This window comes from Pelomonas caseinilytica (genome assembly GCF_021353235.1).
Lineage (GTDB): Bacteria > Pseudomonadota > Gammaproteobacteria > Burkholderiales > Burkholderiaceae_C > Pelomonas > Pelomonas caseinilytica.
On the sequence record NZ_JAJTWT010000003.1, the window covers coordinates 706789 to 727833 of the forward strand.

Consider the following 21045-nt stretch of genomic DNA (forward strand, 5'->3'; position numbering starts at 1 on the left):
CTAACCGCCCGCCGGCCCCCCGAGGCACCGCTCCAGCCAGCGGGCGGCCAGGGACGGCCATTGGCCATGCGTGCCAGCGAGGCCGCGCAGCGCGAAGCCGTGCTCGGCCTGCGGGAAGACATGGGCCTCGACGTCCAGGCCGTGGACCTGGGCGGCCTTGAGCAGGTTGAGCGCATGGTCGACCGGCACGACCGGGTCGTGCAGGGCATAGGCCAGGAAGACCGGGCAGCGCGGCAGGCCGTGCGGCTCGCTCGCGATGCCGATGGGCCAGGCGTCGTAGAAGGCCTGCTTCTCGGGCGGCAGGTAGTCGGGCTTGCCGGCGGGGGCCTTGTGGTCGCGGTGGTTGGCGTTGAGGGGCGCGTAGGCGATGACGGCGCCCGCGCAGTCGCGCTGGCAGGCCATGACGCCGGCCAGATGTCCGCCCGAGGACAGGCCGACGTGCAGCAGAGGCAGCGGCGGCAGCGCCGCGAGGTGGTCCAGGGCGAGGAGGCCGTCCTGCAGCGCGATGTCGGCGGGCTGGCCCGCCTGGCCCGGCAGGCGGTGGACCAGCACGTAGGCATCCAGGCCGAGCGTGTTCAGCCACGCGGCCACCTCGCTGCCTTCCTTGTCGTGCATGAGCTGCAGGTAGCCGCCGCCGGCGAAGACGAGGGCGCGGCCTCGCGCCGGGGTGGGGGCGAGGTGGGCGTGGAGTTCGGCGCGGGTGGGCTGGCGGCAGATGCGGTCGGGCGCCTCGCCGTCGAAGACGTTGGGCGCGCCGGGGCTGAGCGGGATGAGGGTCATGGCGGCGTCGTTTCCGGCAGCGGCCGGCCGAAGTCGGGCATGCCGTCGGCGGTGAAGCCCAGGGGCTGCACGCGCGTGGTGCGGCCGGTGTCCTTGAGCGGGTCGCCGGCGATGTCGCGGTAGTTGCGGGCGTGGTAGACGTTGAGCACCGTGCCGTCGGGCTCGGTGAGGAAGCTGTTGTGGCCGGGGCCGTAGATGCCGCGCTCGGCGCTGCTCGTGAACACGGGGCCGGGCGACTTGTGCCAGCTGGCGGGGTCCATCAGGTCGGCGCCTGCCTCGGCCCAGAGCAGGCCGAGGCAGTACTCCGCGCCGGTGCCGGCGGCCGAATAGCTCATGAACACCCGCCCGCCGCGCACGAGCACGGCCGGCGCCTCGTTGACGCGGTGGCGCACCTGCTCCCACGCGTACTCGGGGCGCGAGAGCCGCACCTGTGGGCCTTCGAGCCGGGTCGGGCTGGCCATGCGCGAGAGGTAGATGTCGGTGCTGTGGCTGCCGGCGGCCGGGTCCGTCTGCGCCCAGGCCATGTAGCGCTGGCCGCGGTGCTCGAACACCGTGGCGTCGAGCGTGAAGCTGTCCCAGGCCGTCCTGATCTGGCCGCGCTCCACCCAGGCGCCCTGCATCGGATCGGGCGAGGTGTTCTCGAGCACCCAGAGGCGGATCTTCCAGGGCTCGGCGGCCTCGCCGGCACTGAAGTAGATGAACCAGCGGCCGTCGATGAAGTGGAGCTCGGGTGCCCAGACGTGGCGGCTCATGGGCCCTTGCTCGTGGCGCCGCCACAGCACGCGGGGCTCGGCCGCTGCCAGGCCCGCCACGGTGCGCGCGCGGCGCAGCTCCAGCCGGTCGTACTCGGGCACGGTGGCCATCAGGTAGACCCAGCCATCCGTGTGGCGCATGACGTGCGGGTCGGCCCGCTGCGGGATCAGCGGGTTGGGCCACGGGGCTTCGGCCAGGCCGGAGCCGGCCAGCAGCGCGAGCAGCAGGGCGGCCAGGCCCCGCGTCAACGTCATCAGCATCATCGGCATTGGAGGATCTCGAAATCGCGGACCTGCAGCCGGCTCGCGGTGGTGCGCAGTGCGAACCAGCCTTGCAGGCGCGGCTGCGCATCGGCACGCATGAAGACGGTGCGGCCGTCGGCCTGCCAGCGCAGATGGACGGGATCGGCCGCCGTGGGCCGGCGCGACACGATCTCGATGGCCAGCACCTGCCCGGCCCGCAGCCGGGTGAGCGGGGCCATGGGCTGCTCGCCCGGCTCGCGCAGCGGCATGTCCGCGAAGCCCGCCAGGATGTGCCGTTCGCGCCCGTCGTACAGCCGCAGCCGCGTGGTCGTGTTGGCGTTGGCGCCGAAGCCGACGTAGTAGGTGGCCAGGCTGTCGTAGCTGCCGAAGCCACCCGGCCGCGGCCGAGGCGGGCCGCCGTCGGCCTCCTCGGCGTTCCAGAACATGTTCAGGTCGCTCAGGCGGCCGGCATGCGGGCCGGCGGTCTCGGGGGCGGGCAGGGCCTCGGCCGTGAAGCGGATGGCGTAGTCGCCGGCCAGCGGCTCGCGCCACCACAGCGACAGCCCGGCCGGCGTGGCGATGTCGAGCACGCCCGCCGTTGCGGTCGCGACGGCGCGCGGGTCTTCGGCCTCCAGCCGCCAGTGGCCGAGCCCGGCGGTGAAGTCATCGCCGGCGATGCGGGCCAGCTGCCGTGGCGGCTCGCACCAGGCCAGGGCCCAGAGCGGCCAGGCCGCGATCAGCCCGCAAAGTGGAAGACGGAGGGCAGGGGCCATTGGCGCGGCTTGTTGTCGGGCTCCACTTCCATCAGCGGGGCCATGTAGTCCCACCAGCGGCGCATGACGGGCCGCAGGGGCAGCGCGTCGAACGGGTAGCCGGGCTTGCGCTTGAGCACGGCGAAGAGGCTGAGCGTGTCCTCGTCGAGGAAGATGGAGTAGTCGTGGATGCCGGCGCCGCGCAGCGCTTCGGCCAGCTCCGGCCAGAGGTCGTCGTGGCGTTGCCGGTACTCGGCCACTGCGCCGGGCTTGAGCTGCATCTTGAAGGCGAGGATCTCGTCGCTCATGGGGGCTGTCTCCGGGTCTTGTCGGTCAAAGCAGGTCCTGCTCGGCGAGGCTGTGGGCCGACACGTCGCGCCGCTTGAGCGCCGGGTCGGCGACCCAGTGCTCGCGGTCCAGCCCCGCCAGTTCGCAGCCCGGGCCGAGGGCGATGGGGGCGTCCAGCTGCAGCCGGCTGCGCGTGAAGCGCCAGGCCTGCACGTCGTGCACATGGCCGCCGCGCCGGGCCTGGATGTCGAGGCCGTTGAAGCGGAAGCCGCGCAACGGGGCCTCGGGCGTCGCGTCCACCTCGAAGGCTGCGTGCGCACCGCGGGCCCGCAGCCCGTCGATGCGCACGCCGCTCACTTCGGTGTGGCCGAGGTCGGGCGGGACGGGCGTGGCCAGCACCTGCCAGTGGCGCGGGGCGTCCGCTGCTTCGGCGGGCGGCAGCAGGGCGCGGCTGTAGCCGGGGTTCCAGTTCATCGTCACGCGCAGGACGGTGGGCACGTCGGTGAGCGTGATGTCGCTGAGGTGGATGTCCTCGATGCGGCCGCCGCGCGTGGGGGCCGACTTGAACAGCACCCCCACCGGCACGCCTCGCTGCACCTGCAGGCCGCGCACGCGCACGCGGCGAAAGCCCCCGGAGGTCTCGCTGCCGAAGGTGATGCCCGCGGCGCCCTCGCGCACGACGCAGTCCTGGATGTCGATGTCTTCGCTCGCCCGCGCCACGCGCAGGCCGTCGGCGTCGCGCCCAGCCTTGAGCACGAGGGCATCGTCGTTGACGGCGATGTCGGCGTGCCGGACGCTGACGCGGCGCGACGAATCGATGTCGATGCCGTCGGTGGACGGGCCGCGCGCCCCGTCGTTGTTGCGGATGGTGAGGTCGTCGATGGCCACGTCCTGGCTGTAGCAGACGTGCAGCGTCCAGAAGCCGGAGCGGCGCAGCAGCAGCCCGCCGCCGAGTCGCACGCGGGCCGACTCGAACACCTGCACGAGGCGGGGCCGCTGGGCGTCGTAGTCGGACGCCCAGCGCAGGCCGCGGGGCTCGTAGGCGGCGCGCAGCCGCCAGTAGGCGTCCCAGAAGACCTGGCCATCGCCGTCGATGCAGCCTTCGCCGACGAGGCCGACGTCCTGCTCGCCGTAGACGTTCACGAGGGCTGCCGGCCAGCGCATCTCGATGCCGGCGACACGGGTGGGCAGCAGGGGGTAGTGGGCCAGCTCGCGCGAGCCGAGCAGCGTGGCGCCGCCGTCCAGGCGCAGCGTCATGCCGCTCTTCAGGAAGAGGGCGCCGGTGAGGTAGGTGCCGGCCGGCAGTTGCAGCTCGGCGCCTTGCAGGGCTGCCGCGTCGATGGCGGCCTGCAGGGCCTGCGTGTTCAGCGTGAGGCCATCGCCCCGGGCGCCGAAGCTGCGCGCATCCAGGGTCACAGTGGTTCCGGGCGTGGTGATTCCGCGGGCCGAGCGCCGGGCCGCTCCCAAGCCGGCCCGCCTTGGCGATGCGCTTGCGGCTCCATGCCGCGCGCATTGCCGTCCCCTCGGGGGACCGGCCAAGCTACGCCTTGGACGAGGGGCACCATGTTCAAACGATGCCGCTGCCGGAGGCGCCGGCCTTGGGCGGGCGCTTCACGGCCGCCTGCTCGCGCCAGCCGCTGGCGCGGTAGGCGGCGACTGGATCGATGGCGCCGCCGGAGCGCAGCCTGGCCATCGCGAGGATGGGACTCACGTCGGTGCGGAAGGCGTGCTTGAGCGTCTGCGCGGCCTGCAGCGCGTCGTTGGCCTCCTGATGGCCGGCCAGGGCCGCGCGGTCCACGAGGGCCGCCTGCACGAAGGCGCGCTGCACCTCGACGGCGCTGCTCATCAGGCTCTCGATGGGGTCGGTGACGTTGTGCGACTGGTCGAGCATGTAGGCCGGCTTGAAGGCCGCGCCATCGCGCAGGGCCGCATCGGCCAGTTCGTTGAAGACGAGGAAGAGCTGGAAGGGGTCGATGGAGCCCGAGTCCAGGTCGTCGTCGCCGTACTTGCTGTCGTTGAAATGGAAGCCGCCGAGCTTGCCGAACTGCGCCAGCCGGGCCACGATCATCTCGATGTTGGTGTTGGGCGCATGGTGGCCCAGGTCCACCAGGCACTTGGCCTTGTCGCCGAGCAACTGAGCCACGGCGAAGCTGGTGCCCCAGTCGGCGATGGTGGAGCAGTAGAAGGCCGGCTCGAACAGCTTGTGCTCGATGTACATCAGCCAGTCGGCCGGCAGGGCGGCGTAGATGGCCCGGGCGCTGTCGATGTAGCGCTCCAGCGCGCCGCGCAGGTTGTGTTGGCCGGGGAAGTTGGCGCCGTCGCCCACCCACACCGTCAGGCCCCTGGACCCGAGGGTCTTGCCCAGCTCGATGCAGTCGATGTTGTGCGCCACGGCCTGCTCGCGCGCGGCCTGGCTTTGCGCGGTCAGGCTGCCGAATTTGTAGGTGTGGGCCTGGCCGGGCTGGTCCTGGAAGGTGTTGGAGTTGACGGCGTCGAAGCCCAGGCCCAGCGCGTCGGCCTGCTCGCGCAGGGCCTTGGGGTCGGCCGGCCGGTCCCAGGGGAAGTGCAGCGACACGGTGGGCGTGGCGCGCGTGAGCTGGTGGATGACGGCGCAGTCCTGCAGCTTCTCCGTCACGTCGCGCGGCTCGCCCCGGCCGGGGAAGCGGGCGAAGCGCGTGCCGCCGGTGCCCACGCCCCAGCTGGGCACGGCCACGGCGAAGGTCTGGGCCTTGGCCGTCAGGGCCTCGATGTCCACGCCGCGGCGGGACAGCATGCCGCCGAGGGCGTCGTAGTCGGCCTGCAGCGCGGCGCGCCGGGCGGCGTTGTGTTGTTCGACTTGGCCGGCGTCGATGATGTGATCCATGTTTGTCTCCTGGGGCCGCTAGTTTGCGACGTCAGCGGGTGAAGGCGGCGGCGTTGCCGGCGTCGACGTTCAGCACGTTGCCCGTGCTCTTGCCGGACTTGTCGCTGGCCAGGAAGTACACCGCCTCGGCGATGTCCTCGGGCAGCACGCTGAGCTTGAGCATGCTGCGCTGGCGGTAGAACTCCTCGATGTCGTCGGTCTCGATCTTGTTGGAGGCGGCGCGCTCTTCCTTCCACTTGCCGTCCCAGATGCGGGAGCCGCGGATGACGGCGTCGGGGTTGACGACGTTGACGCGCACGCCGACGGCGGCTCCCTCCAGCGCGATGCAGCGGGCCAGGTGGATCTCGGCGGCCTTGGCGGTGCAGTAGGCCGATGCGCCGGCCGAGGCCACGAGGCCGTTCTTGCTGGCGACGAACACCATGCTGCCGCCGATCTTCTGCTGCTTCATCAGCCTGAAGGCGCCGCGGCTGACGAGGAAATAGCCGGTCACGAGGATGTTCTGGTTGCGGTTCCAGATCTCCAGCGTCGTGTCCTCCAGCGGCGCGGCCGAGGCGATGCCGGCGTTGGACACGAGGATGTCCAGGCCGCCGAAGCGCAGCGACGTGGCGGCCAGCAGCGCCTCGACCTGGGCCTCGGACGTGATGTCGCCCTGCGCGGCGGCCACGTTGTCCTTGCCGGCCACCTTGAGCAGCGACTGGCGCGCCTCTTCGAGGGCTGCGCCGTCGATGTCGGTCAGCATCACGCAGGCGCCTTCGGCCAGCAGCTGGCGCGCCACCGCCTGGCCGATGCCGCCGGCGCCGCCCGTCACCAGGGCCACGCGGCCGGCCAGGCTCTTGGGCTTGGGCATGCGCTGCAGCTTGGCTTCCTCGAGCAGCCAGTACTCGATGTCGAAGGCCTCCTGCTCCGGCAGGCCGACGTAGGTGTCCACGCCATTGGCGCCGCGCATCACGTTGATGGCGTTGACGTAGAACTCGGCGGCGATGCGCGCCGTGGCCTTGTCCTTGGCGAAGGACAGCATGCCCACGCCCGGGATCAGGTAGATGACGGGGTTGGGGTCGCGCATGGCCGGGCTGTTCGGTCGCTTGCAGCGCTCGTAGTAGGCCGCGTAATCGGCGCGGTAGGCCTCGAGCGCGCCGTCCAGGCCGGCCAGCAGGGCATCGACGTCGGGCCTGGCGGGGTCGAAGTCCAGCACCAGGGGGCGGATCTTGGTGCGCAGGAAGTGGTCGGGGCAGGAGGTGCCCAGGGCGGCCAGGGCCGGCAGGTCACGGCTGCAGACGAACTCCAGCACCGCGGCGCTGTCGTCGAAGTGGCCCAGCTTGCGCTCCGCCTGGCCGATGCGGCCGCGCAGGGCGGGCATCAGGCGGGCGGCGATGTCGGCGCGCGCCTCGGCCGCGAGCACGCCCGTCCGCGCGCCGCCGAACACCGGTTGCCTGACGTTCTCGGCGAGCCACTGCTCGGCCAGGCGGATCATCGCCAGCGTCGTCTCGTAGCAGGACTTGGCCGTGTCGCCCCAGGTGAAGAGGCCGTGGCCCTCCAGGATGATGCCCTTGAGCTGCGGCTGGGCCGTGGCCAGGGCCTCCAGCTTCAGCCCCAGGTCATAGCCCGGGCGCTGCCAGGGCAGCCAGCCGAGCTGGCCGCCGAAGATGACCTCGGTCAGGCGGCGGCTGTCCGCGCAGGCGGCGATGGCGATGATGGCATCGGGGTGCATGTGGTCGACATGCGCCTTCGGGATATAGGCGTGCAGCGGCGTGTCGATACTCGCGGCGCGCGGATTGAGGTTGTAGGTGCAGTGCGGCAGGTAGTCGACCATCTCGTCTTCATGCGCCAGGCCGCGGTAGCGCGACTTCAGCGCCTGCAGCTTGCTCATGTAGAGGGTCGAAAACCCATCCAGCTTGATGCTGCCGAGATCGCCGCCCGAGCCCTTCACCCACAGCACCTCGACCTCCTCGCCGGTCAGGTAATCCTTCATCTTCACCTTGGCCGAGGTATTGCCGCCGCCGAAATTGGTGACGCGCAAATCCGAGCCGAGCAGATTCGAGCGATACAGCAGCAGTTCGGGTTCGCTCATATGGGCCGCCGCGGTGTCGTCCCATTTGGAAACGATGGCGTTCTGCGCGGGGGAGTGGGAAATTGCAGTCATCAGCTTGCCTGTGTCCAGTACGTCGTCGTCGACGGCACCGCGCCATGCGGTCCGTAAGCCCGCTCCTTGCGGGTAAGCGGGGCGCAGTGTGGGCCGAAACATGGCGGCACGGTCAGGAGCGGCGCAGTAAATCAAAAGGATGATCGAAAGCGCGGACCGGTGCGGGGGCGCTCACGAAACGCTCAAGTCCGTGAGCGTTTCGTGATTGACCCTGTCATTCGATTGTCGTAGTCTGCACTTGGAACAGCGTTTCACCCATGTCTTGAGCGGTTCTGAGCGCGAGGGGACGCGGTTCCGGCAAGCCAAGAGACGCCCGCCCGTCGCGAACGCGAACGAAGGCCGGGCGATATAACGACGAGACAACGGTCGCCACCGGGTTCGGGTCGGCGCCCGACAAAGGTATTGCTCATGATCAATCACAAGCGTCACAAGCGTCTGCTCAAACTGCTGGACGAGCGCGAGCACGCCAGCGTGCAGCAATTGATGGAATGGTTGTCGGCCTCCGCCGCCACGGTACGCCGGGATATTTCCTGGTTGGCCGCCAAAAACCAGCTGACGCGCACGCGCGGCGGCGCCCAAAGGCTGGAGCAGAAGAAAAAATCCTATACGCTGTCCAGCGAGAAGTTCCAGACGAATATCCAGCAGCACGCCGCCGAGAAACGTGCCATCGCCCGTTATGCCAGTTCCATGTGCAATAACGGCGAAACCATCATCATCAACGGCGGCACCACCACCTTCATGATGGCGGAGTTTCTCGTCGAGAAACAGCTGAAGATCCTGACCAACTCCTTCCTGATGGCCGAACGCCTGCTGCTGACCAGCGACAACGAGGTCATCCTGCCGGGCGGCAAGATCTACCGCGAGCAGAACGTCATCCTCAGCCCCTTCGAGAACGACGTGGCCCAGCACCACTACGCCGCCAAGATGTTCATGGGCGTCTACGGCCTGTCCATCCTCGGGCTGATGGAGGCCGACCCGCTGCTGATCCAGGCCGAGAAGCGGTTGATCGGCCAGGCCGAGGAACTGGTCGTGCTGGTGGACAGCTCCAAGTTCGCGCGCAAGGCCGGGCTGGTGCTGTGCGGGCTCAACCGGGTCTCCACCGTCATCACCGACACCGGCGCCTCCGACAGCGCCGTGCAGCTGCTGGAGCACTACGGCGTGCGCGTCATCACCGTCGAGCCCGAAGCACTGGACCCACGGACGATGGAGGCCTCGGCCCTGAGCTCGCATGACTATGCCGGCGTGCTGGATGCGAGCGCCTTCCATCGTCACGCGCATGCGGGGCTGAACTCTTGAGCGCCAGGACGCGGGCCACCGTCGTCCTGGACATCGGCAAGACCAACGCCAAGCTCACGCTGATCGACGCCGCCGGCCGGACGCAGGCCGAGGTGCGCACGCCCAACACGGTGCGCCGCGACGGACCCTACCCGCACCATGACACGCAGCGGCTGTGGGAGTGGATGCTCGCGCAGTTGCGCGAGTTCGCCGCGCAGGCGCCCATCGGCACCCTCGTGCCGGTCACCCACGGCGCGACCGCGGCGCTGGTCGACGACGCCGGCCTGGTGCTGCCCGTGCTCGACTATGAGCATGTGCCCGGCGATGCCACTGACCTGGCGCGTTACCAGGCCATGCGGCCGCCCTTCGAGGAGACCGGCTCGCCGGAGCTGCCCGCCGGCCTCAACCTCGGCCGCCAGCTCGACTGGCTGCAGGCGCGCTTCCCGGCCGAGTTCGCGCGCGCCCGCCACGTGCTGACCTACCCGCAGTACTGGGCCTGGCGGCTCAGCGGCGTGGCGGCCAGCGAGATCACCTCGCTGGGCTGCCACACCGACCTGTGGCGGCCGCGCCAGCGGAGCTGGTCGACGCTGGTGGAACGCCGGGGCTGGCAGGCCCTCTTCCCGCCGCGCCGCGACGCCTGGGCGCGCCTGGGGCCGCTGCGCGCCGAACTGGCCGACCGCACCGGGTTGCCGCGGGATTGCGAGGTCGTCTGCGGCATCCACGACAGCAATGCCTCGCTGCTGCGCCATCTGCAGGCGCCGCAACACAGCGGCCCCTGCACGGTGCTGTCCACCGGCACCTGGGTCATTGCCGCGGCCCTGGGCTCGGCGACCCTGCCGCTGGTGGAGGCGCAGGACATGCTGGCTAACTGCAACGTCTTCGGCGAGCCGGTGCCCTGCCTGCGGTTCATGGGCGGGCGCGAGTTCGCCGCGATCGCCGGGCCCGCGCCGGCGCCGTTCGGGGCCGCCGAACTCGAGGCGGTGATCGCCCGCCAGACGCTGGCGCTGCCCTGTTTCGCCGAGACGGGCGGCCCTTTCGCCGGCCGCGCAGGGCGCATCGACGGGCCCCCGCCCGTCACGGCCGCCGAACGTGCGGCACTGGCGACGCTTTACGTCGTGCTGATGGCTGACCACGGCCTGTCGGCCCTGGGCGCCGAAGACTCGCCGGTCGTCGTCGAAGGCGCATTCACGGCCAACCCCTGGTTCGGCCGCTTGCTCGCCGGGTTGCGGGAGGGCCGCGTCGTCGTCGTGTCCGACGATGCCAGCGGCACGACCTGCGGCGGCTGGCTGCTCGCACGCTGGGGCGAGCCGCACACCGCTTCGCCTGGCGAGGTGGCGGCGGCCTTCGATTCGGCGGGGTGGCGGGCTTATCGGGAGGCTTGGCGGGGGAGGGTGGGGGCGGGCTGATCGGGGGCTGCAAGCGGGGGCGCTTGCTGGGGCGGGTTGCTTTTGCTCTTGCTTGCAGCATCTTGTTGCGAAGGCCCATGCCGGGAATTCGCCCCGGCGGGCGACCTACTTTTTGGGCGACCAAAAAGTAGGCAAAAAGTCGCCCCCGAACCGCCCGCCCCGCCGCTGCGCTGCGGGGTTCCCTGCGGTGCTCGCACCTCGAGGCCCCGCGCAAAACTCGCTTCGCTACGCTGCGCTCAGACAGTTGCGCGGAGTCAGTTGTTGAAGCGCGCTGCGCGCGCGGCCTCAAGGTGCTGCGCTCCTCGGCGGGCTCAAAGGGGGAATGAAGGAACAGCCGCGACCGCAGGGACGCGGCGTTTGGCTGTTGGCTGTTTCGGCTGTTTGGGGTCTCCCCTTCTAAACCGCCGAGAAGCGCAGAAGCCCGGGGCGCGTGCGAAGCACGCTTCAACAACTGACTTCGCGCCCCTTGTCTGAGCGTAGTGAACGCAGTGAACGAAGCGAGTTGGGCGCGGCCCCGGGCTTCGAGCATCGCAGGGAACCCCGAAGCGCAGCGCAGGGGCGGTTTTGCAGGGGCCGCTCTTTGCCTACTTTCTGGCGGGCCAGAAAGTAGGTCGCCCGCCGGGGCGAACTCCCGGCACAGTGCACCGAGTCAAGCAGGCTCCGAGCAAGAGCAACCAACCGCCGCTCGTCCGATCACCCAGCGATCCGCCGCCTCCTCCTCACCACCCCCAACCCCACCCCCGCCAGCGAGACCAAGGCCAACGACCCCGGCTCCGGCAGCGCGAAAGCCCGGACGCTGTCGATGGCCGGCACGCTGTAGCCGCTGGTGTCGCTGGCGCTGTCGAAGGCATAGAGCCTCACCTCGTCGAAACCCAGGGCGTCGCTCAGCCCGAGCACGTCGCCCACGCCGCCCGTGCCGAGCGAGATGCGGCCGTTGCCCGTCAACGCGCCGTCCAGCCAGGTCTGCCACATCAGGTTGATGCTGGCATAGCCCGAATCGACGGCGAACTCGATGCCGTTCAAGTCGCGCGCCGCCGTGCGGATGGATAGGTAGGCGTTCATGCCGGCCGTGGCGAAATAGTTGCCCGAGAAGGCCTGGCTGTAGCTCTCGCCGGCGGCCAGGTCGACGCAGAACTCGCCGGCGTAGCCGCAGCCGCCGTTGTCGTTGGCGATGCCGGTGTGGCTGAACACCAGGCCGCCTTCCGACCAGGGATTGGCCAGGGCGGTGTTGGCCTCGAAGTCGGCGGCATAGACCAAATGGGCCGCGGCAGGCGTGGCGCTGCCGGCGCCGGTGGTCTGCACGATGGAGGCCAGCGCCGGCGCGGCGGGCAGGGCGCCCAGCAGGGCGGCCAGGAGAGTCTTGTTCATGGCGAGGGCTTTCATGGCACGGCCACCAGGTCGATGGCGTCGAAGGACATGCCGGGGCTCAGGAAGCGGGTGCCGGCGGTGCCGCTGACGGTGTTGATGGTCAGCGTGTTGGTGCCGACGACCAGCTGGGAGGCGGGGATGTCGAAGGCATAGGTGCGGTTCACGCCGCGGTAGGTGCCCACGGTCAGGTTGCGCGACACCTTGGGCGGCGCGGCCGGGATGGCGGAGGTCCAGCTGTTGACCGTCACCTGCGGGCGGGCGCCGTTGTAGTCGGCCGTCAGGCCCACGCGCAGCCGCAGCGGCGCGGTGTTCTGACCGCGCCTCAGGGTGAAGCGCACCTGCAGGCCGTTGTTGACGTCCTTCCACTGGTAGGCCGGCCAGCCCGTGGCCGGGGTGGAGGTGCCGATCACGTAGGGGCCGACGTTCCACGACGCCATGCGCACGTCGCCCGGATGCATGAAGGTCAGCTTGTCGCCGTTGATGAACTCCTGGGGCGTGCCGTCCCACTGGCCGATGCGCCAGATCGCCGGCGTGGCGGCCGGGTCGGCCGTGATGGCCACGGGGTTGAGCGCATAGGTCGCGTTGGCCGTGACGGTGACCGGCAGGGTCTGCACCGCGAGCTCGCCCTTGTAGACGGTCATGGTGTAGCTGCCGGGCAGCATGCCCTCGGCGGTGAAGTGGCCGTCCACCGGGTCGGCGTCGGTCCAGTACTGCGCCCGGGCGTTCGCGAAGCCCACCGTGTAGGGCACGCCGGCGACACGGCCCGTGAGGCCGGCCGCGGTGACGGCGCCGCGTCCCGCCGGCGGCACATAACCCACCAGGCCCATGACGCCGTACCAGCTGGTGTCGGGCCTGACGGCCGGCAGCGAGCCGTCGGTGAACATCAGGATGTAGGTGTTCAGGATGCCCAGGCGGAAGGCCTCAGTCTGGGCCTCTCCGTAGTTGACCATGTAGGTCAGCTCGTTGGTGGTGTCGGTGATCTGCTGCAGCAGGCTGCGGTAGAACGGGCCGCCGGAGTCGCCCTCATGGTTGTCGCGCCAGAACCAGAGGCCGACGCCGGGGCCGGTGCCGCCGAGGATCTGCCAGTCCTTCAGGCGGCGGTTGGAGTAGTGCTTGGAGCGCGACTCGCCGGCACGCGGGTCGGGGGCCGTGAAGCCGAACACGTCGCCCGACTCGATGGCACCGCTGTTGCCGCGCAGGTCCTCGGCCCAGTAGCTGGCGCCGTTGTAGCTCACCAGGCCGCCGGCCGTCCCGGCCGGGCCGCCGCTGGGCAGCTTGCCGATGGGCACGCGGGCGATGAAGCGCACCAGGCCGTGCACGTCGGGCTCCTCCGTGAAGTGGGTGCCCATGTGGATGTGGGGCTGGCCGCGCCTGACGAGGTAGTAGTGCGTCAGCACGCCGCCCTTGGTGCTGGTGCTGGTCAGCGTGATCTTGATGTAGTCGCTGCCGTTGACGACGCCGCCGTTGGTGGTGGCGGCCGGGGTGGACGTGCCGTCGGCGGCGACGAGCTCGGCCTTGACGGCCACCGCGCTGACGTTGGTGTAGAGCCAGTCGGCGCCCGAGTTCAGCTGCGTGCCGCGTGCCGGGTCGGCGTATTCCACACCCTTGTAGACGAGGCTGGAGATGTCGCCCGCGGAGGTGGTGCTGGAGCCGTTGTCGTAGGCCCTCACCTTGAACACCAGGCCGGCATCGGTGTCGACGATGTACTGCGGCTTGGCGGCGTTGCCGCCGTCGAAGACCGTGGTGATGCTGAAGGCGGCCATCGCGGCGGGCGCGGCGGCAGCGAGCACGCCCGCGGCCAGCCAGCGTGCCCAGGGCGGGCGCGAGAAGCTCGTGGTCATGAAGTCTCCTGTCTTGTGTCGTTGTTCACGGCCTGCGGCGTTCGCCGGGGGGCCGGGGCGGACTCTAGGCAGAGGACTTCCTCGCGTGTACTCAACCCGCTGAGCGTTTGGCACGGGCCGCGCCGCAGGGCGCGCGGACGCGTCAGCGCAGCAGGGCCTGGTAGGCGAGGTTGCGCACGCGCAGGTGCAGGGTCGAGTTGCCTGCGGGCCGGAGCTGCGTCATGAAGAGGATGACGAGGCGTTCCTTGGGATCGACCGTGTACTGGGGGAAGTAGGCGCTGCCCCAGCCGAAGGCGCCCTCGCTGCCCAGCTCCCTGAACCCGCCCATGCGCACGTTGACCCAGAAGCCCAGGCCGAAGCCGTCGGCATCGCCGCCGGACCTGTTGCCGAGGTGGTCGGCCGTCATCAACTCCACCGTCTTGGGGGCCAGCAGGCGCACGCCGTCGAGCTCGCCCTTGTTCAGCAGCATCTGCAGAAAGCGGGTGTAGTCGCCGGCCGTCGACAGCATGCCGGCGCCGCCGGACAGCAGCTTGCGCGGCCCGTCGACGAAGTCGCTGCGCGACGGCGTCTCCATCAGCTTCAGGCGGCCGTTCTCCAGGCCGTAGACGTTGGCCAGCCGGTCCACCTTGTCGGCGGGCAGGAAGAAGCTCGTGTCCGGCATGCGCAGCGGGCCGGTGATGCGCTCCCGGATGAAGCGGTCCAGGGGCTGGCCGGAGACCACCTCGACGAGGCGGCCGAGCACGTCGGTCGCGAAGCCGTAGGTGAAGGCCTCGCCCGGCTGGCCCTGCAGGGGCAGGGCGGCGAAGCGGTCGGCCCACTGCGCCAGGGTCTCGTCGTTGCCGACGAGGTACCAGTCGATCAGCCCCGCCTTGGCGTAGTCGGCGCTGGCCGGCCCGGCGCCGTAGCTCATGCCGGCGGTGTGGGTCAGCAGGTCGTGGATGGTCAGCGGCCGGCGCAGTTTCTCGGTGCCGCCGCCGGCCAAGGCCACCCGCAGGTTGGCGAAGGCCGGCAGGTAGCGCGACACCGGCTCCTTCAGCAGGAAGCGGCCCTCCTCGTAGAGCATCATCGCCGCCACCGTCGTCAGCGCCTTGGTCATGGAGGCGATGCGGAAGATGGTGTCGGTGCGCATCGGCTTGCCGTTCTCGATGTCGCGCTGGCCGTAGGCCTTGAAGACGACCGGCCGGCCGTCGCGCGCCACCACCATGACGGCGCCGGCGAGCTGCTGCTGCCGGATCTGCTCGTCGATGGCCGCGTCCAGCCGATGGAGGCGTTCGGTGGAGAAGCCGGCAACGAGGGCGGGTTCGGGCGGCGCGGCGGCGGCCTGGGTCAGGGCGGCGCAGGCGAGCGCCACGGCGGCAAGGAAGGTTCTCATCGGCTCAGTCGCCCAGCGGGCGTTGGTGGGTGAAGCCAGGGCTGGCGGCAATGCCGGACTGCTCCGGCGCCTGCGGGCTGCCTGGCTCGATGGCGCCGAGGTCATCGCGCAGTTGCGCGGCGACGGGCACGCCGGCTTGCCTCAGGCCGAGGGCGACCAGGCGCGCCAACTGCATGGCGCCGTAGTTGTCGTGGTGGGTGTTGTCCAGCCGCCCGTTGTTCACGGGGTGGGCGGCCTGGGAGCGCTCCGGGCCGAGGGCGGCGTAGAACTGCCGGCTCATCGCGTTCAGGTCGATGAAGGCGAGCTTCATCTGCGCGGCGACCGTGCGGGCGGCGTCGGCGTATTCGGTCAGGCTGGGCAGCAGGCGCCCCTGGGCGTCGAAGTTGCGCCTCTCCATGGACGAGACGATGACGGGCACGCCGCCGCGCGCCAGGATGCGCTCGGCATGGGTGCGCAGCTCGGCCTGGTAGGTGGCGGCGTTGCCGCTGCCGTCCTTCTGCTGCTTCTGGTCGTTATGGCCGAACTGGATCAGCACCGTGTCGCCCGGCTGCAGGGCCGACAGGATCTTGTCCAGCCGCCGGCGCGCGAGCGAGTCGCGCAGCGTCTCGCCCGATTCGGCATGGTTGGCCACGGCGACCGTCGGCTTGAACAGGGCGGTCAGCATCTGGCCCCAGCTCGCATACGGCTCCTGCGACTGGTCGGCCACCGTCGAGTCGCCCAGCAGGAAGACGGTGGGCAGGCGTACCGGCTCGATGACGAGGCGGCGCAGGGCGGGGCGGGGGCCGTCGATCTCGAGGGTGAGGCGGCCGTCCCAGGCCCAGGCCTCCTCGACCGTCTCGCGCGGCGACTTGAGCCTGACCTCGCCGCCCTCCACGCCCGGCACGGCCGGGATGCGCGCCGTGCGCACGTTGACGACGAAGCTGCGCTGCTCGCTCGCACCGGCCGGCAGGCGCACACCGTCCAGCATCAGCCGGCGCAGCTCGGCCTTGATCGTCGTGTCGCTGGCTTGCGTGCCGCCGAGCGTGGCGGTGATGCGGTAGTTGCCCTCCGGCAGGTCGACCGAGAAGAAGGCCGGCTGGCCCGCCGCGTTGCGCGGCGCGCCGGGCTCGAAGCCATGGCCCCGCTCACGCGTGTAGATGGGTTCGGTGGCGAGGTCGAACTGCAGGGCTTGGCTGGCTTGCAGCGGCGAAACACAGCCACAGAGCCACAGAGGCGCAGAGAAAACCATGATCGCCAGGAGCCGCATGCCTGTGTGCCTCGGTGCCGCGGTAGCTGGATTCATTGCGGGCATGTCAGTCGGTGAGCTGATCGCCGATCAGCGCCAGGTTCTGGATGGCCGCCAGGCCCCACTGGGCCGTGTCGTTGGTGCTGATCCACGGCGCCTCGTCCACCGGGTTGAGGGCCAGCGGGCCGGTGATGCGCGAGGTCTTCAGCGTCTTGGCGCCGCGCGGGTCGTCGGCCCAGAACTCGCGCCAGGCGCGGCGGGCCAGGGCCGGGTCCTGCTTGTGCTTCGCGGCATACGCGCTCAGGCGCGAGTGGCCGACGCTGAGCACCGGGCTGCCGCCATGGGGCTTGCCGAGAACCCGCACCTGCTCTTCCCGTGGCGCGTTGTACAGCTCGCAGTACTGCAGCCAGGCCTGCTTGAACTCAGGCAGGTCGATCAGCTCCACCAGCTCGGCCATCATCTCCACCAGGCCGAAGACGGCGCTCAGGTGGCTGGCGCTGATCCTGTCGCCGCTGACGTTGTGGAAGGCGCCTTCGTTCGGCCCCGTGGGCTCATAGCCGCCGCTGCCGGTGAAGAAGCCGTGCGGCATGGCGGCGATGCCTTTCATGCCGCGCACGAGCTTGTCGCGCCAGCGCGGGTCGCCGGTGCGCTCCCACTCGGTCAGCACGTTGGCGACGATGGAGCCCCAGTCGGTGCCGAAGCCGATGCGCGCCGGCCAGGGGCCTTTGTCCACGCGGCCGGCGATCTTGCGCACCGGGTCGACCTCGTCCATCTTGGCGTCGGCGCTCAGCACCTCGCGCATGATGTCGCCGGTGCGCTCGTCGGCCGTCAGGTAGTAGTAGAAGCGCCGGTAGGCCGAGGTGGAGATGCGTGCCTGTTTGGCGCTGCAGCCCCAGTGCTGCACGTTGTGGCGCGAGCCCAGGCCCTGGAAGCGCCCGAGGTGGTAGATGTCGACCTCGCTGGTGTGGCGCACCATGGCCTCGGCGAAGCGGAAGATGTCGGCACGGCCGCTGCGCAGCCAGGCGTACCAGAGCCAGAGGTCGGGCGAGAGCTCGGAGTTGTCCCAGGCGAAGCCGCCGACGTCGTAGCGCCATTCGTGGCGGTCGGCGTCGTAGGTGTGGCGGATGTCGCCGTAGTCCCAGAAGCCGTACCAGTGGCGCTGCTCGACCTCGTTCCTGTAGAAGTCGAAGAGGAAGTCCAGCTTGTCCTCGATCCTGCGGCGCGCGGGCGTGGAGCGGTCGGGCAGGCTCCACAGCCGGCCGAAGACGCCGGCCTGCAGATAACGCGCCGGATGGGCGGCCAGCTGCGGCGGCGACTGCACGGCAGCCGCCATCTGCACGAGGCGTTCGCGGCTGGGCGTGGCGGGCAGGGCCCACAGCGTGATCTCGCTGCTGCGCGCGATGCCGACCGGCGTGCCCCAGCCCTTCTCGTAGTCCTCGTAGGTCATCTCCAGGCCTTCGAGCTCCTGCTCGTGGGTCTCCATGCCCAGGCCGTCGTGATAGAAGCGCAAGTCCATCGCCGGGGCCTGCGGCGAGTGCATCCAGACGGTGACCTCGGCCGTCTCGCCGATGGCGCCGCGGATGTCGAGCTGGGTCGGGTGGCGCTGCCAGAAGTCGCGCAGGCCGAAGGCCACGCCGCCGCTGGCGCCGCCGATGTAGCCGCTGCCGGGCGCCCGCCGGCCGAAGGCGGCGGGAATCCAGCCATGGCCGGCCTGGGTGCGCTTGCGGATCTCGAAGCCGTCGGCGCCGAGCTGGCTCAGCGTGTAGTCGCCCCAGGCGGGGATGCGGTGGTGCAGGTCCCGCACCGGCTTGCTCCACTGCGCCAGCGGCGGCGTGGCGCGGCCGGCGAGCTGGGCCTCGCGCACCGCGGCGCCGGGGTCGCGGCGCAGGCCGGTGAGGTTGCGCACGCCCTCGGCCCAGAGTCCGCCGGCTTCGCCGGCGAAGCGCACGTGGCGGTCGTGCAGGGCGTCGCGCAGCGGCACCTCGAAGCGCAGGCCGATGCCACGCAGGAAATCCTTCTGCTCGTCGCCGTCGAACACGAAGCTGTGCATCACGCGCAGCGATTCGGCGCCGGCGTAGAAGTAGAAGCGCACGCTGAAGGGCAGCCATTCGCGCCCGGCCGCGCTGCGGTGCCGGCCATCGACCTTGACGACGGCGCGCACCGGCCCGGCCTGCTCGACGACGAGCGTGTCGATGCGGCTGTCGAAGCGGGTCTGGGTGACGGGGCACTGGCCGGCATCGGGCTTGTCGTCGGCCTGGGCGACCAGGGTCGCCGCGCGCAGGATCTCGCGGCCGTCGCGTTCGATGCCGCTCACGAGCTGGGTGCCGCGGCGCGGCAGCCGGGCGCGGATGACGCCGGTGTCGACTTCGACGTACTCGCTTGCCTCACGCACGGTGACGCGCAGGCCCGTGGCGGCCTCGCCCCGGCCCGGCAGGATGCGGGGCGCGGCGCCGGCGTCGACGCCGGCGGGCAGGGCGTGGGCCGTCCATTTCAGCGACCCGTCGGGCCACCAGGCCAGGGGCCAGGTCTGCAGCGGCAGCGGCCGGCCCTGGGCGTCCAGTGCGTGGAAGTCCTGATCCTTCTTCAACTCACCGCGCGGCCAGGGCAGGCCCAGCGTCGCGCCCAGCATCAGCCCGGGCGCGGCGCCGTCCAGCCAGCGCAGCGCGCCCGGGGCCGGCACCGGCTCGGCCGGCGTGGCGGGAGGTGAGGTCGCGGGCGCGGCGGCGCTCGCGGGGCCGGCCAGGCCGCCCAGGCCGCCCACGGGCAGCGCGGCGGTCTTGAAGAAGTCGCGGCGGCTGAAGTCGGTCATGGGCGGGCGTGCTGGATGGGAGGAAGTTCGGATTGGGGGGCGGAGCTGCCGCGTCCCCACAGGCGGCTGTAGGGCCAGCCGGTCAGCGCTTCGACGATGCGGCGGCTGGCGTCGGTCTCGGCCTCGGTGGCGCCGCCGCGCAGCCGCTCGACCTCGTGCACCAGCACCGCGTGCGTGCCGGCATTGAGCCGGAAGCGCCACGAGGCCAGCAGGCCGAACGCCATCATCAGCAGGGGGCCGCCGATCATCAGCGCGGTGATGGTCTGGATGGCCGTGGGGCTTTGCACGACGGCCTCGCCGGGCCGGCCGATGGGCGAGACGTAGCCGCCCAGGTCGATGATCCAGCCGCTGGCCACGATGGCCGCGCTCTGTGCCATCTTGCGCACCAGCGTCATCACACCGGCGAAGATGCCTTCGCGGCGCTGGCCGGTGACGGCCTCGTCGATGTCCGGCAGGTAGTTGTAGACCGACCAGGGCACGAAGTTGAGCGTGCCCCGGCCCAGGCCGGCCAGGACGATGGGCAGGAAGAGCCAGCCGGCCAGGCCGAGGGAGAAGCCCGGGCGCGTGGGGTCCAGTGCCGCGAAGAGGTTGGGGCCGAGGGCCTTGAAGCCCTGTTCGAAGCCCTGGGGCCGCACCAGGTAGAAGCCGAGGTAGAGCAGCAACGCTGCACCGAACAGCGCGACGGCGAGTCGGTAGGCCAGCACGGGGCCGGTGCGGATGACGATCTGGATGGCGACCATGACCGAGACCAGCTGGGCCACGTACATCACCGTCATCAGCTGCGAGATCACGAGGGTGGCGCCCATGAGCACCGTGGCCACGAAGATCGGAAAGGCGGTGTTGAAGATGTCCTGCGAGAGGTAGCCGCCGAGGTAGATGGCCAGGTGCTGGCGGAAGGCGCGGATCTTCAGCGTGGAGAACAGGTCGCGGAACATCTTGACCGGGATCATCAGCACGGCGCTGAGCGCCACGCCGCCGTAGGTCTGCGACATGACGGCCTGTTCACGCGTGCCGTACGGTCGCTCCCAGGTCGTGAGCACGACGAGGGTGACGACGACCGAGAAGATGACGCCGAAGATGGCTGCCATCCAGAAGAAGGTGTCGGGCGAGTCCTTGCCGCCGAAGCGGCTGATCAGCAGCGTGGGCAGGTAGGAGGCCAGGATGGCCGAGCTCTGCGCCACGATCATGCGGGCCCCCGCGAACCTGGCCTTGGCCTTGTAGTCCTTGGTCATCTCGGCCGCCAGTGTTTCCCAGGGGATGAGGAACATGGTGTAGAGCAGCTCGAAGAAGACGAAGGCGAGCAGGTAGTAGGCGAAGCCGTGGCCGGTGCGGAAGACCAGCGCGAAGCTGGGCAGCAGCGGGATGGTGATGAGCAGGAAGAGCTTGCGCCGGCCGATGCGGCGGCCCACCCAGGTGTGGCGCAGGTTGTCGGACACGTAGCCGATCAGCGGGCAGGTGATGGCCTCCAGCAGCCTGGGCAGGCCGAGGATGAGGCCGGCCTCGATGGCGCTGAGGCCGCAGAAGGTGGTGAAGAAATAGAACAGCCAGCCGGTGATGACGGCCTGGGCGCCGGCACCGAGCATGTCGCCGCTGCCCCAGCCCCAGTAGTTGATCCAGGTGGGCTCTTTGGCCGCCGGGTGAAGGTTCTTGGAGGTCATGCGTTGGGCGCTTGTCTCTGTCTTGTGGTGGCTTTGTCTTGGCGCGTGAGGCCCATGCCGGGAATTCGCCCCGGCGGGCGACCTACTTTCTTGGGCGCCCAAGAAAGTAGGCAAAGAAACCGCCCCCGAACCGCCCGCCCCGCCGCTGCGCGGCGGGGTTCCCTGCGGTGCTCGCACCTCGAGGCCCCGCGCAAAACTCGCTTCGCTACGCTCCGCTCAGACAGTTGCGCGGAGTCAGATGTTGAAGCGTGCTGCGCACGCGGCCTCAAGGTG

General features: G+C 70.6%; 15 protein-coding genes. 2 read left to right on the forward strand and 13 right to left on the reverse strand.

Annotation, left to right across the window (positions count from 1 at the left end; translation table 11 throughout):
• The 7 genes from LXT12_RS10480 to LXT12_RS10510 form a co-directional block, all read right to left on the reverse strand.
• Nucleotides 1-780, reverse strand: a complete 780-nt coding sequence (locus LXT12_RS10480; RefSeq protein WP_233391738.1) for an alpha/beta hydrolase family protein — start codon at nucleotides 778-780, stop codon at nucleotides 1-3.
• Nucleotides 777-1802, reverse strand: coding sequence for a glycoside hydrolase family 43 protein (locus LXT12_RS10485; RefSeq protein WP_233391740.1), 1026 nt, complete (start codon nucleotides 1800-1802; stop codon nucleotides 777-779). Before LXT12_RS10485 ends, LXT12_RS10480 begins: the two co-directional genes overlap by 4 nt.
• Nucleotides 1793-2548, reverse strand: coding sequence for a DUF6250 domain-containing protein (locus LXT12_RS10490; protein WP_233391742.1), 756 nt, complete (start codon nucleotides 2546-2548; stop codon nucleotides 1793-1795). Before LXT12_RS10490 ends, LXT12_RS10485 begins: the two co-directional genes overlap by 10 nt.
• Complete coding sequence (locus tag LXT12_RS10495) at nucleotides 2512-2835, reverse strand: L-rhamnose mutarotase (protein WP_233391743.1); 324 nt, start codon at nucleotides 2833-2835, stop codon at nucleotides 2512-2514. The genes LXT12_RS10490 and LXT12_RS10495 overlap by 37 nt, the downstream gene beginning before the upstream one ends.
• A gap of 25 nt (nucleotides 2836-2860) precedes the next feature.
• Nucleotides 2861-4231, reverse strand: coding sequence for a glycoside hydrolase family 28 protein (locus LXT12_RS10500; protein WP_233391744.1), 1371 nt, complete (start codon nucleotides 4229-4231; stop codon nucleotides 2861-2863).
• A 151-nt stretch (nucleotides 4232-4382) separates the two neighbouring features.
• Nucleotides 4383-5678: an L-rhamnose catabolism isomerase gene (gene rhaI, locus LXT12_RS10505; RefSeq protein ID WP_233391745.1), complete on the reverse strand. Its 1296-nt coding sequence runs from the start codon at nucleotides 5676-5678 to the stop codon at nucleotides 4383-4385.
• Between the two features lie 31 nt (nucleotides 5679-5709).
• Nucleotides 5710-7818, reverse strand: a complete 2109-nt coding sequence (locus LXT12_RS10510; protein WP_233391748.1) for a bifunctional rhamnulose-1-phosphate aldolase/short-chain dehydrogenase — start codon at nucleotides 7816-7818, stop codon at nucleotides 5710-5712.
• A gap of 408 nt (nucleotides 7819-8226) precedes the next feature.
• On the opposite strand from LXT12_RS10510, the gene LXT12_RS10515 reads away from it, so the two are divergent.
• Together LXT12_RS10515 and LXT12_RS10520 are read left to right on the forward strand one after the other, a co-directional pair.
• The gene (locus LXT12_RS10515) at nucleotides 8227-9114 is read left to right on the forward strand and encodes a DeoR/GlpR family DNA-binding transcription regulator (protein ID WP_233391749.1); all 888 of its coding nucleotides are present in this window, start codon (nucleotides 8227-8229) and stop codon (nucleotides 9112-9114) included.
• On the forward strand, nucleotides 9111-10499 hold the full coding sequence (locus LXT12_RS10520) for an FGGY-family carbohydrate kinase (RefSeq protein WP_233391750.1): 1389 nt from the start codon (nucleotides 9111-9113) through the stop codon (nucleotides 10497-10499). Before LXT12_RS10515 ends, LXT12_RS10520 begins: the two co-directional genes overlap by 4 nt.
• 693 nt (nucleotides 10500-11192) lie before the next feature.
• Here LXT12_RS10520 and LXT12_RS10525 read toward each other — a convergent pair.
• The 6 genes from LXT12_RS10525 to LXT12_RS10550 all read right to left on the reverse strand — a co-directional run bounded on the left by LXT12_RS10525 (nucleotide 11193) and on the right by LXT12_RS10550 (nucleotide 20772).
• On the reverse strand, nucleotides 11193-11867 hold the full coding sequence (locus LXT12_RS10525) for a PEP-CTERM sorting domain-containing protein (RefSeq protein ID WP_233391751.1): 675 nt from the start codon (nucleotides 11865-11867) through the stop codon (nucleotides 11193-11195).
• Between the two features lie 11 nt (nucleotides 11868-11878).
• On the reverse strand, nucleotides 11879-13708 hold the full coding sequence (locus LXT12_RS10530; RefSeq protein ID WP_233391753.1) for a rhamnogalacturonan lyase B N-terminal domain-containing protein: 1830 nt from the start codon (nucleotides 13706-13708) through the stop codon (nucleotides 11879-11881).
• Nucleotides 13709-13850: 142 nt separating this feature from the next.
• Nucleotides 13851-15080, reverse strand: coding sequence for a serine hydrolase domain-containing protein (locus LXT12_RS10535; RefSeq protein ID WP_233391755.1), 1230 nt, complete (start codon nucleotides 15078-15080; stop codon nucleotides 13851-13853).
• Between the two features lie 4 nt (nucleotides 15081-15084).
• The gene (locus LXT12_RS10540; protein ID WP_233391756.1) at nucleotides 15085-16308 is read right to left on the reverse strand and encodes a rhamnogalacturonan acetylesterase; all 1224 of its coding nucleotides are present in this window, start codon (nucleotides 16306-16308) and stop codon (nucleotides 15085-15087) included.
• A gap of 64 nt (nucleotides 16309-16372) precedes the next feature.
• Nucleotides 16373-19114 carry an exo-rhamnogalacturonan lyase family protein gene (locus LXT12_RS10545; RefSeq protein WP_233391758.1) on the reverse strand — a complete coding sequence of 914 codons (2742 nt, stop codon included), beginning with the start codon at nucleotides 19112-19114 and terminating at the stop codon, nucleotides 16373-16375.
• Nucleotides 19111-20772, reverse strand: a complete 1662-nt coding sequence (locus LXT12_RS10550) for an MFS transporter (RefSeq protein ID WP_233391759.1) — start codon at nucleotides 20770-20772, stop codon at nucleotides 19111-19113. The genes LXT12_RS10545 and LXT12_RS10550 overlap by 4 nt, the downstream gene beginning before the upstream one ends.
• Nucleotides 20773-21045: the final 273 nt, after the last annotated feature.